The organism is Streptomyces sp. NPDC031418, from assembly GCF_055581605.1.
On record NZ_JBVIJC010000031.1, the window covers coordinates 61,604 to 74,492 of the forward strand.

The window sequence follows — 12,889 nt, forward strand, 5'->3', positions numbered from 1 at the left end:
TCAGCTCTCACCGAGTTCGCGTTCGATGAGGTCGTAGATCTCCTCGTTCGACGCGGGGTCGAAGTCGTCCTCGTCGCCGCCGACCAGCGTGAGCATCGCCCGCAGCCGCCGTTCGATCTCGGCCCGGTCGCCGTCGTCGGCCACCGTGGTCAGCCGTTCGGTGAGCCGGTCGAGTTCGGCGAGGAGGGGTGGTTCGGGGGGCGCCAGCCGGGTGCGCAGATAGTCGGCCACCGCGGCCGGGGTGGGCTGGTCGAAGACCAGGGTGGCCGGCAGGGTGAGGCCGGTGGCCTCGGCGAGCCGGTTGCGCAGTTCCATGCCGGTCAGCGAGTCGTAGCCCAGGTCGCGGAAGGCCCGGTCGGCGCCGATCGCGCCGGCGCCGGAGTGGCCCAGCACCACGGCGGCCTGCTCGCGCACCAGCCGGATCAGGGCGTTGCGGCGCTCGGTGTCCGGCAGTCCGGCCAGCCGTTCGGCCCAGCCGGAACCGGACGGCCGTTCCTCCGCTGTGGCGGTGGTGTGCAGGGCGCGCTGTGCCTCGGGGATCTCGGCGAACAGCGGCCGGGTGCGGGCCGAGCTGAACAGGGGCATGAACCTGGCCCAGTCGACGTCGGCGACCGACAGTCCGGTCTCGGCGTGTTCGAGGACGGTGCGCAGCGCGTCCAGCGCCGGGCCGGGGGCGATCAGCGGCAGGCCTTGGCGGCGCAGCTGGTCGGCGTCGACTCCGTCGGGGAAGCGGGCGCCGTCCCAGACGCCCCAGGCGACCGAGGTCACCGGCAGTCCGGCGGCGCGGGCCTGCTCGGCCAGGGCGTCCAGTTCGGCGTTGGCCGCGGCGTAGGCGCCGTGGTCGCCGCTGCCCCAGACCCCGGCGATGGAGGAGTAGAGGACGAGCGCGTCGAGTTCGGCCGGGTCGAGGAGTTCGATGAGGTTCCGGGCGCCCTGGACCTTGGCGGTGAGGACATCGGCGTACTCGGCGAGGTCGGTGTCGGGCAGCGCGGCCAGCCGCATCAGGGCGGCGGCGTGCACGACGGTGCGCACGGTCTCGCCCTGTTCGCGCAGCCCGGCCAGCAGTGCGGCCACGGCGTCCCGGTCGGCGATGTCGCAGGCGTGGGCGGTCAGCCGTACGCCCAGGCCGTCGAGTTCGGCCGCGAGGTCGGCGACCCCTTCGGCGTCCGGGCCGCTGCGGCTGACCAGGACGACGTGCCGGGCGCCGAGCCCGGCCAGCCAGCGGGCGACCTCGGGGCCGAGGGCGCCGGTGCCGCCGGTGACGAGCGCGGTGTCCCGGGCCTGCCAGCGGCCGGCGGCGCCAGGGGTGGGCGGGGCGTGCACCAGGCGTCGTACGAGGGTGCCCGAGGCACGTATCGCGAGCTGGTCCTCGTCGCCCCGGCCGCCGGCGAGTACGGCGCGCAGCTGGTCCAGTGCGGCCTCGTCCAGGCCGGCGGGCAGGTCGACCAGGCCGCCCCAGAACGCCGGGTGTTCCAGCATCGCGACCCGGCCCAGGCCCCACACCTGGGCGGCGCTCGGCTCGCGCGGCGGATCGGCCTGGCCGGTGGCCACGGCGCCGGAGGTCACCAGCCACAGCGGGAGGGTCGCGGCCAGGTCGCCGAGGGCCTGGACGACGGCCAGGGTGGCGGCCGCCCCGGCCGGTACCACGGGGTGCCGGGGGTGCGGGCGGCGGTCGGCGGCGAGCAGGGACAGCACGCCGCGCGGGGTGTGCTCGGCCAGCGCGCGGCGCAGCAGGCCGGTCAGTGCGGTGCGGTCGGCGTGTTCGGTGTCCACGGTGACGACGCGCACCGGGAGGCCGCCGGTGAGGGTCTCCAGCCAGGTGCGGTCCGCGCCGGAGCCGGGCACCAGGGCCAGCCACACGCCGTCCGGTGCGGTGCGTTCGGGTGTGTCCGCCGGGCGCCACTCGACGCGGTAGCGCCAGGAGTCGGTCCGGGAGCGGGCCTGTTCGGCCAGCCAGTACCACTCGTGCTGGAAGGCGTAGGTGGGCAGGTCCGCCGGCCGGGCGCCGGTGCCGGTGAACACCTCGGCGAGCCGCACCCCGGCCCCGCGCACCTGCGCCTCGGCCAGTGCCTGGGCGAACCGCGGCCAGCCGCCGTCGTCGCGGCGCAGCGTGGACAGTACGGCGGCCCGCGCGCCGGCGGCGTCCACGGTGTCCTGGACGCCCGGGGCGGCCACCGGGTGCGGGCTGACCTCGAGGAAGGTGCCGATCCCGGCGTCCAGCGCGGCGCGTACCGCGTCGGCGAAGCGGACGGTCTCGCGCAGGTTGGTGTACCAGTAGGCGCCGGTCAGCTCGCGGGTGTCGAGCCGCTGCCCGGTGACGGTGGAGTACAGCTCGGTGCGGGCGGCGCGCGGGGTGATCCCGGCGAGCAGCCCGGCGAGGCTGTCCTCGACGGCGGCGACCTGCGGGGAGTGCGAGGCGTAGTCCACGGCGATGCGCCGGGTCCGCACGCCGCGGGCCGCGCAGTCGGCCGCCAGTTCCTCCAGGGCGGTCGGGTCGCCGGAGACGACGGTGGAGGTGGGGCTGTTGACCGCGGCCACCGCGAGCCGGTCGTCGGCGAACAGCGCGCGGACCTCCTCGGCGGGCAGGGCCACCGACATCATGCCGCCCTTGCCGGACAGCTCGGTCAGCGCGCGGCTGCGCAGGCACACCACCGCGGCGGCGTCGGCGAGGGACAGCGCCCCGGCTACGCAGGCCGCGGCGATCTCGCCCTGCGAGTGGCCGATCACCGCTTCGGGTTCGACGCCGTAGGCGCGCCACAGCGCGGCCAGCGACACGGTGACGGCGAAGGTCACCGGCTGCACCACGTCCACCCGTTCCAGCGGGGGCGCGCCGGGGGCGCCGCGCAGGACGTCCAGCACCGAGAAGTCCACGTGGGTCTCGATCGCGGCGGCGCACTCGGCGAACCGGGCGGCGAACACCGGTGCGGAGTCCAGCAGTTCCAGGGCCATGCCGGCCCACTGCGCGCCCTGCCCGGGGAACACGAACGCCACCCTTCGTGCCGCGTCGGCCGCGGTGCCGCGTAGCACGCCCGGGGTGTCCCGGCCCTCGGCCAGCGCGCCGAGCCGCTCGGCCAGCTGCTCCCTGCCGTCGGCCAGCACGACCGCGCGGTGTTCCAGGGCGGCCCGGGCGGTCACGCTGGACCAGGCGATGTCCAGCAGCGGGGTGCCCGGGTGGCCGGCGAGATGGCCGGCGAGCCGGGCGGCCTGGGCGCGCAGGGCGTCCTCGGTCCGGCCGGACAGCGCGACCGGCAGCGGCAGCGGCACCGGCCCGGTGGCCGGTGCCGGCGCGGCGGGTTCGGTGTCGTCGGCCTGCTCGACGACGACGTGCGCGTTGGTGCCGCTGATGCCGAAGGAGGACACCGCGGCGCGGCGCGGGCGGCCGGTGTCCGGCCAGGGCTGTTCCTCGGTGAGCAGCCGCACCTCGCCGGACGCCCAGTCGACGTGCGGGGACGGCTCGTCCACGTGCAGGGTGCGGGGCAGCACCCCGTGCCGCATCGCCTCCACGACCTTGATCACCCCGGCGACGCCGGCGGCGGCCTGGGCGTGCCCGATGTTGGACTTGACCGAGCCCAACCACAGCGGCCGGTCGCGCTCGGCGCCGTACGTGGCGAGCAGCGCCTGGGCCTCGATGGGGTCGCCGAGCGGCGTGCCGGTGCCGTGGCCCTCGACGGCGTCGACGTCCGCGGGGGTCAGTCCGGCGGCGTCGAGCGCGGCGCGGATCACGCGTTCCTGGGAGGGGCCGTTGGGGGCGGTCAGGCCGTTGGAGGCGCCGTCCTGGTTGACGGCCGAGCCGCGCAGCACGGCCAGCACGCGGTGGCCGGCCCGGCGGGCCGCGGACAGCGGTTCGAGCAGCAGCAGGCCGACGCCCTCGGACCAGCCGGTGCCGTCGGCCGCCCCGGCGAAGGACTTGCACCGGCCGTCCACGGCCAGCCCGCGCTGCCGGGAGAACGCGGTGAAGGTGGTCGGCTCGGCCATCACCGTGACGCCTCCGGCCAGGGCCAGCGTGCACTCGCCCGCGCGCAGCGCCTGCGCCGCCAGGTGCAGGGCCACCAGCGAGGAGGAGCAGGCGGTGTCCAGGGTGACCGCGGGGCCCTGGAGGCCGAGGGTGTAGGCGACCCGGCCGGAGGCGACGCTCGCGGCGGTGCCGGTGAGCAGGTGTCCTTCGACGCCCTCGGGCAGTTCACGCAGCGTGCTGGCGTAGTCGTGGTACATCACGCCGGTGAACACGCCGGTGCGGCTGCCGCGCAGGGAGGTCGGGTCGATCCCGGCCCGCTCCAGCGCCTCCCAGGAGGTCTCCAGCAGCAGCCGCTGCTGCGGGTCCATGGCCAGCGCCTCGCGCGGCGAGATCCCGAACAGTCCGGCGTCGAAGAGGCCGGCGTCGTGGAGGAAGCCGCCGTGCCGGGTGTAGGTGTGGCCGGCCCGGTCGGGGTCCGGGTCGTACAGGCCGGCCACGTCCCAGCCGCGGTCGGTGGGGAAGCCGCCGATGGCGTCGCCGCCGGCGGCCACCAGGTTCCACAGGTCCTCGGGAGAGGCGATGCCGCCCGGGAACCGGCAGGCCATGCCGATGATCGCGATCGGCTCGTCCGCGGTCACGGCCGGCGCCGGGGCGTGGGCCGCGGGGGCGGTGTCGCCGACGAGTTCGGCGTGCAGGTGGGCGGCGAGTGCGGCGGCGGTGGGGTGGTCGAAGACGACCGTCGCGGGCAGCCGGGTCCCGGTGGCGCGGCCCAGCCGGTTGCGCAGCTCCACCGCGGTGAGCGAGTCGAAGCCGAAGTCCTTGAAGGGCCGGTCCGGTGACAGGCCGCCGGGGTCGGTGTGGCCGAGGACCACCGCGGCCTGGGTCAGCACCAGGTCCTGGAGCACCCGCAGCGGCTCGCCCTCGGCCAGCCGCCGGCGCAGGGCGTCCCCGCCGTCCGCCGCCCCGTCCGCGGCTGCGGTACGGCGCACCGCCGGTACGAGGCTGCGCAGCACCGGGGCGAGCACGCCCTCGGCCGCCCGTTCGCGCAGGGCCGCCGGGTCCAGCCGGGCGGCCAGCAGCACGGGTTCGTCCCGTGCGGTGGCCGCGTCGAACAGGTCGAGCGCGGTGCCGGAGTCGAGCGGTACGACCCCGGCGCGGGCCAGCCTGGTCCGGTCGGTGTCCGCCATCCGGCCGGTCATCCCGCTGGTTTCGGCCCACAGTCCCCAGGCCACCGAGGTGGCGGGGAGTCCGGCGGCGCGGCGCTGGGCGGCCAGGGCGTCGAGTGCGGCGTTGGCGGCCGCGTAGGCGGCCTGCCCGGCGTTGCCCAGGGTGCCGGCCACCGAGGAGAACAGGACGAAGGCGGTGAGGTCCGGGCCGGTCAGCTCGGCCAGGTGCCGGGCGCCGTCCGTCTTGGCGCGGCAGACCTCGGCCACCCGCTGCGGGGTGAGCGCGGCCAGTACGCCGTCGTCGAGGATTCCGGCGGTGTGCACCACGGCCGTGACCGGGTGCTCGGCGAGCAGCGCGGCCACCGCGTCCCGGTCGGCCACGTCGCAGGCCACAGCCCGCGCCGAGGCGCCGAGTTCCGCGAGGTCGGCGAGCAGCTCACCCATGCCGGGCGCGTCACCGCCCCGCCGGGACGCCAGCACCAGGGCACGCACCCCGTGCCGCTCCACCAGATGCCGCGCCACCAGCCGACCGAGCGTGCCACTCGCCCCAGTCACCAGCACCGTGTCATCCGCCGACCAGGGCGTCGACTCGGGCGCCACCTCCGTCACCCGCACCAACCGAGGCACCAGCAACTGTCCGTCTCGCACCGCCAGTTGGGGCTCACCGGTGGCCAGGGCGACCCCGTCGGGCACGCTGCCGTCGCTGTCCAGCAGCACGAAACGGTCCGGGTGTTCCGTCTGGGCGCTGCGGACGAGGCCCCACACCGCCGCGGCGTCGGGGTCGGCCGGATCCCCGGTCCGGGTGGCGACCGCGGCGCGGGTGAGCAGCACCAGCCGGGATGCGGCGAACCGCTCCTCGGCCAGCCAGCGCTGGGCCACGACCAGGGCCTCGGTCACGTCGGCCACCGGAACGCCCACCGCGGCGGGCACCCGGTCGCCCAGCTCGTCCAGCCCCTCCGGTCCCGCCGTCAGCTGTACGGCGCCGGCCTGCGCCGGGGCCGGCACGGGCACCCAGTCGGTGCGGTACAGGTGGTCCCGGCGGCCGGCGGCGAGCTGTCCGGCGTGCACCGGCCGGAAGGCCAGCGAGTCGATCACCATGACGGGCTGGTCCGCCGCGTCGGTCACGGTGAGCGACACGGCTCCCGCGCCCGCGGGCCGCAGCCGCACCCGGGCCGCGGCGGCACCGCTCCGGTACAGCCGGACCCCGGAGAACGCGAAGGGCAGGGCGGCGGTGCCGTCGGCGGACGCACCGGTGCCCTCGGCCGGGACGGCCGCGTGCAGCGCCGCGTCCAGGAGTGCCGGGTGCAGGCCGAAGGCTGCCGCGTCCGGTGCCTCCGGCTCGGGCAGGGCGATCTCGGCGTACAGCTCCTCGCCGTGCCGCCACAGTCGGCGCAGGCCCTGGAACGCCGGTCCGTAGCCGTAGCCGCGGCGCGCCAGCTCCGGGTAGTGGCCGGTGAGATCGACCGGGGTGGCGCCGTCCGGCAGCCGGCCGCCGGCTACGGGTGCGGGTGCCTCGGCCACGCCGAGCCGGCCCGTGGCGTGGTGCGTCCACTGCGGGCCGCCGGACCCCGGTGCCAGGGCCGCTTCGGCGCCGCCCGGCCGGGAGTACACGTCCACGGTGCGGCCGCCGTCCTCGCCGGGCGCGCCGAGCACCACCTGCACCCGTACGCCGCCACGCTCCGGCAGCGGCAGCGGGGCGTGCACGGTCAGCTCCTCCAGCACCGTGCAGCCGGCCTGGTCCCCGGCCCGTACGGCCAGTTCGACGAAGGCGGTGCCGGGCAGCACGGCGGTTCCGAACACCGTGTGGTCGGTAAGCCAGGGGTGGCGCTGCCGGGACAGCTCCCCGGTCAGCAGCAGTTCCCCGGTGGAGGCCACCGGTGCGGCCGCGCCGAGCAACGGGTGTGCGGTGGCGTCCAGTCCGAACCCGGCCGGGTCCGTGCCGCCCGCCGGGGTGGCGAGCCAGTAGCGCTCCCGCTGGAAGGCGTAGGTGGGCAGTTCCACCCGTCGGCCGGTGGCGCCGAGGGCGGCGGTCCAGTCGACCCGGACGCCGCGCACATGGGCCTCGGCCAGCGACAGCAGGAACCGGCCGGGGCCGCCCTGGTCGCGACGGAGGGAGCCGACCACCACGGCGGTGCTGCCCGCCGACTCGACGGTGTCCTGCACGGCGGCGGTGAGGATGGGGTGCGGGCTGGCCTCCACGAACACCCGGTGCCCGGCCCGGTCCAGGGCGCGGACGGTCTCCTCGAAGCGGACGGTCCCGCGCAGGTTCCGGTACCAGTAGTCGGCGTCCAGGCCCGCGGTGTCCAGCCGTTCGCCGGTCACCGTGGAGTAGAAGGGGATCTCGGCGGTGCGCGGGCGGATGCCGGCGAGCCGGTCCAGCAGTTCGGTGCGGATACGTTCCACCTGCGGGGAGTGCGAGGCGTAGTCCACGGCGACCAGCCGGGCCCGCACTCCGTCGGCGGTCAGCTCGGCGGCGAGTTCGCGCAGCGGGCCGGGGGCGCCGGACAGCACCACCGCGGCGGGCCCGTTGACCGCGGCCACCGACACCTGGTCCGCCCAGCGGGCCAGCCGGGGTTCCAGCTCGGCGACCGGCAGCGACACGGACATCATGCCGCCCTGGCCGGACAGTCGGGTCAGCGCGCGGCTGCGCAGGCACACCACCGCGGCGGCGTCGCGCAGGGACAGCGCCCCCGCCACACAGGCCGCCGCGATCTCCCCCTGCGAATGCCCCACCACCGCATCCGGCTCCACCCCGAACGACCGCCACAACGCCGCCAACGACACCATCACCGCGAACGACACCGGCTGCACCACATCCACCCGGTCCAGCCCCGGCTCACCCGCCTCCCCCCGCAACACACCCAGCAGCGACCAGTCCGCGAACTCCCCCAACGCCTCCGCACACTCCGCCATCCGCGCCGCGAACACCGGGGAAGAGTCCAGCAGTTCCACCGCCATCCCGGCCCACTGCGCCCCCTGCCCCGGAAACACGAACACCGTACGGCCGTCCGCGTCGGCGACTCCGCGCACCAGGGCAGGCGCGTCGGCGTCGGCGGCGAGGGTGCGCAGGCCGCGTACCAGGTCGGCGTGGTCGGTGGCGGTGAGCACGGCGCGGTGGGCCAGCCCGGCCCTGCCGGTGGCGGCGGCGCGCGCGATGTCCGCCAGGGCCGGCGCGGACTCCGGCTCCAGCTGCTCCAGATGGACGGCCAGCCGCTCGGCCTGGGCGCGCAGCGCGGCGGCGCTGTGCCCGGACACGACCACCGGCACCGGGCCGGAGCGCAGCACGGGGTGCGGTGTCGCCGGGGAGACGGTCGCGGGCGCGGCCTGTTCGATGACGACATGGGCGTTGGTGCCGCTGATGCCGAAGGAGGACACCGCGGCGCGGCGCGGCCGGTCGTGCTCCGGCCACGGCCGGGCCTCGTCGAGCAGCCGTACCCCGCCGGCCGACCAGTCCACGTACGGCGAGGGCTCGTCCACGTGCAGGGTGCGCGGCAGCACCCCGTGCCGCAGCGCCTCCACGACCTTGATCACCCCGGCGACGCCGGCGGCGGCCTGGGTGTGGCCCAGGTTGGACTTGAGCGACCCCAGCCAGAGCGGCTCACCGGTGCGGCCCTGGCCGTAGGTGGCGAGCAGGGCCTGGGCCTCGATCGGGTCGCCGAGGGTGGTGCCGGTGCCGTGCGCCTCGACCAGGTCGACGTCGGCCGGGGAGAGACCGGCGGCGGCCAGCGCGGAGCGGATCACGCGCTCCTGTGCGGGGCCGTTGGGGGCGGTGAGCCCGTTGGAGGCGCCGTCCTGGTTCACCGCCGAGCCGCGCAGCACCGCCAGCACGGGGTGGCCGTTGGCCCGCGCGTCGGAGAGCCGTTCCAGCACCAGCTGTCCGGCGCCCTCCGCCCAGCCGGTGCCGTCGGCCGCGGCCGCGAAGGACTTGCACCGCCCGTCCGGCGCGAGGCCGCGCTGCCGGGAGAACTCCACGAAGATGCCCGGCGTGGACATCACCGTCACTCCTCCGGCCAGGGCCAGCGAGCACTCCCCCGCGCGCAGCGCCTGCGCCGCCAGGTGCACCGCGACCAGCGACGAGGAGCACGCGGTGTCCACGGTGACGGCCGGGCCGCGCAGGCCCAGGCTGTAGGCGATCCGGCCGGAGGCGACGCTGGCCGTGGTGCCGGTGAGCACATAGCCGTCCAGGCCGGCGGCGCCCTCGTGCATCCGCGGGCCGTAGTCCTGCGCCATCACCCCGGCGAACACCCCGGTCGCGGTGTCGCGCAGGGACAGCGGGTCGATCCCGGCCCGCTCCAGCGCCTCCCAGGAGGTCTCCAGGAGCAACCGCTGCTGCGGGTCCATGGCCAGCGCCTCGCGCGGCGAGATGCCGAACAGACCCGCGTCGAACTCGGCGGCGTCGTACAGGAAGCCGCCGGTGCGGGCGTAGCTGCGGCCCGGCCGGTCCGGGTCCGGGTCGAACAGCCCCTCCAGGTCCCAGCCGCGGTCGGTGGGGAAGCCGCCGATCGCGTCGCCGCCCGCGGCCACCAGGTCCCACAGCTCCGCCGGTGAGCCGACCCCGCCGGGGAACCGGCAGGCCATCCCGACGATGGCGATCGGCTCGTCGGCGGTCACCGGTACGGCGGGAGCCTCTGCGGCGGGCGCGGTGGCCACCGGTGCCTCGGTGGTCGCCGGGGCCTGGGCGGCCACCCGGTCGATCAGGTGCGCGGTGATCCGCTCCGGGGTCGGGTGGTCCAGTACGACGGTGGCGGGCAGCCGCAGTCCGGCCGACTCGGCCAGCCGCTGCCCCAGTTCCACCGCCATCAGGGAACCGAAGCCCAGCTCCCGGAACGGGCGGTGTCCGTCCACGGCCTCGGCGGAGTCCAGTTCCAGCGCGGCGGCCACCTCGGCCCGCACCAGCGCGCGCACCGCCTGCTCCCGCTCGTCCGCGGGCAGCGCCGCCAGCCGGGACACCTCGGGCGCCGGCGCCGCCGACGCGGCGGGCACCGTGCTGTCGGTGCCCGTCACCCCGGTGATCCAGTGCCGGCGCCGCTGGAACGGATAGGTGGGCAGCGGGATCCGCCGGGCGCCGGAACCGGCGTAGAACCGCGCCCAGTCCACCGGCACCCCGCGCGTGTGCAGCCGGGCGACCGCGGTGAGCAGCGACCGTTCGTCCGGGCGTTCCCCGCCGGCCAGCGCGGAGACGAACGCGACGTCCTCCGGTGCGCTGCCCGGGCCCATCGCGCACAGCGTGCCGTCCGGGCCCAGCTCCAGGAAGGTGCGCGCGCCGCCCGCGCAGGCCGTGGCGATCGCGTCGGCGAACCGGACCGTGCCCCGGGTGTGCCGCGCCCAGAACTCCGGCCAGTCCAGCCCGGTCACGTCCAGCTCGGCGCCGGTCAGCGAGGAGACGACGGGCAGGTCCGGCCGCCGCCAGTCCACCCGGGCCGCGGCCGCGCGCATCCCGTCCAGGATGCCGTCCACATGGGCCGAGTGGCTGGCCATCGGGACCTGGATCCGCCGGGTCCGCCGGCCCTGCGCGGCCCAGCGGCCGGCGATCGCCAGCGTGGCGTCCTCGTCGCCCGAAATCACGGTCGCCGTGGGGCTGTTGAGGGCGGCGACCGACACCAGTCCGGCGGTGCCTTCGACGTCCGGCAGCAGCTCGGCCTCGGACGCCTCCACCAGCACCATCGCCCCGCCGGGCGGGATGTCCTGCATCAGCCGGCCGCGGGCGGCGACCAGCGCGCAGGCGTCGGACAGGGACATCGCCCCGGCGACATGCAGGGCGGCCAGCTCGCCGAAGGAGTGGCCGAGCACCGCGTCCGGGGTGATCCCCCAGCTCTCCACCAGCCGGAACAGCCCGACCTGTACGGCGAACAGCGCCGGCTGGGTGTACAGCGGCTCGTCCAGCAGCGCCGCCTCGGCGGAGCCCTCCGGGGCGAAGAGCACCTCCGGCAGCGGCCGGGGCAGATGCGGGCGCAGGCCGGCGCAGACCTCGTCCACGGCGGCGGCGAACACGGGGTGGCGCCGGTAGATCTCCCGGCCCATTCCCGGCCGTTGGTTGCCCTGGCCGGCGAAGAGGAACACGGTCCGCCCCTCGACCGGGGTGCCGCGCACCACCCGTGCGTTCGCCGTGTCGCCGGCCAGCGCCGCCAGCAGGCCGGGCACCTCCTCGGCCGACTCGGCGACCAGCACGGCGCGCCGGTCCAGCGGGGTGCGCGTGGTGGCCAGCGAGTAGGCCACATCCACCGGGTTCGCGGCGGCCGGTTCGGCGAGCCGGCCGGCCAGCTCGGTCAGCGCCGCCGGGGACCGCGCGGACAGCGGCACGAGCACCGGGCCGTCGTACCGCCCGGTCTCGCTGGGCGGCGCCGTCTCCGGGGCCGGCGGTTCGGCCAGGACGACATGGCAGTTGGCGCCGCCCATGCCGAACGCGCTCACCCCGGCCAGCAGCGGGCCGTCCCCGGCGGGCCACGGCCCGGTCTCGGTGACCACCCGCAGCCCCAGCTCGGCCAGCGGGATGCGCGGGTTGGGGGTGCGGAAGTTCAGGCTGGGGACCAGTTCCCGGTGGGACAGGCAGAGGACCGTCTTGAGGAGTCCGGCGATGCCGGCCGCGCCCTCCAGGTGGCCGATGTTGGTCTTCACCGAGCCGACCGCCAGCGGCTGTGCGCGGCGGGCCGCCGCGCCGAGCCCCGCGGCCTCGACCGGGTCGCCCAACGGCGTTCCCGTGCCGTGCAGTTCGACGTAGCGCAGCTCGTCCGGGGTGATCCCGGCGGCGGCGCAGGCCAGCCGCACCACCTCCGTCTGGGCTTCCTGGCGGGGGGCGGTGAGGGTGTCTCCGCCGCCGTCGTTGTTGGTGGCGCTGCCCCGGATGACGGCGTGCACGGTGTCCCCGTCGGCCAGGGCCGCCGCGAGCGGTTTGAGCACCAGCACGGCGCCGCCCTCGCCGCGCACGAACCCGTTGGCCCGTTCGTCGAAGGTGTGGCAGCGGCCGTCCGGTGAGATCGCGCCGAGCGCCCGGGTCAGGTCATAGCCGTCCTGGGTGATGTTGAGCTGGACGCCGCCGGCCAGCGCCACCGTGCACTCCCCCGCCGCCAGCGCGCGGCAGGCCAGGTGCACCGCGAGCAGCGAGGAGGACTGGGCGCTGTCCACCACCAGGCTCGGTCCGCCCAGGCCCAGGGCGTAGGAGACCCGGTTGGCGATCATCGCCCGGTTGCGGCCGGTCGCCGAGTGCGGGCTGAGCCGGGTGCCGCGCAGGGCGGCGTAGTCGTCGTAGGTGGCGCCGATGTACACCCCGGTGCCGCCGTCGGTGCCGTGGTCGCCGGGGACGATCCCGGCGTCCTCGAAGGCCTCCCAGGCCAGCTCCAGCGCCAGCCGCTGCTGGGGGTCCAGCACCGCGGCCTCACCCGGTGAGATGCCGAAGAAGGAGGCGTCGAAGGAGTCGACCTGGTCCAGGAATCCGGCCCGTACCGGCGCGCCGGAGGGCAGCGCGGGCGCGGCCGGGCCGTCCGGACGGCAGCGCCGCGGACCGGGTTCGCCGAGGGCGTCCCGGCCGTCGCGCAGCAGCTGCCAGAACGCGGCCGGATCCGGCGCCCCCGGCAGCCGGCAGGCCAGGCCGACGATCGCGACCGGTTCCTGGACAGCAGCGTTACCCACTCGGTTACCCACCTGAATTTCCCCCCAGGTCGCCTCGACGGCGACACGTCGGAACTGCCGGGCAGGCGCGCGCTCGGGGCGGACCGCGCCGGCGGCGTCGCGGGCAGGCCGGAGCGTCCGGTCGTACGGGCGCTCCCCACCC

Annotated in this window: 1 protein-coding gene; it reads right to left on the reverse strand. The window is 76.7% G+C overall.

What is annotated here, in order from left to right; all coding sequences use genetic code 11:
- Entirely contained in the window at positions 1–12,747 is a 12,747-nt protein-coding gene (locus ACZ5CZ_RS34600; RefSeq protein ID WP_468948534.1) for a type I polyketide synthase, read from the reverse strand.
- Between the last annotated feature and the right edge of the window lie 142 nt (positions 12,748–12,889).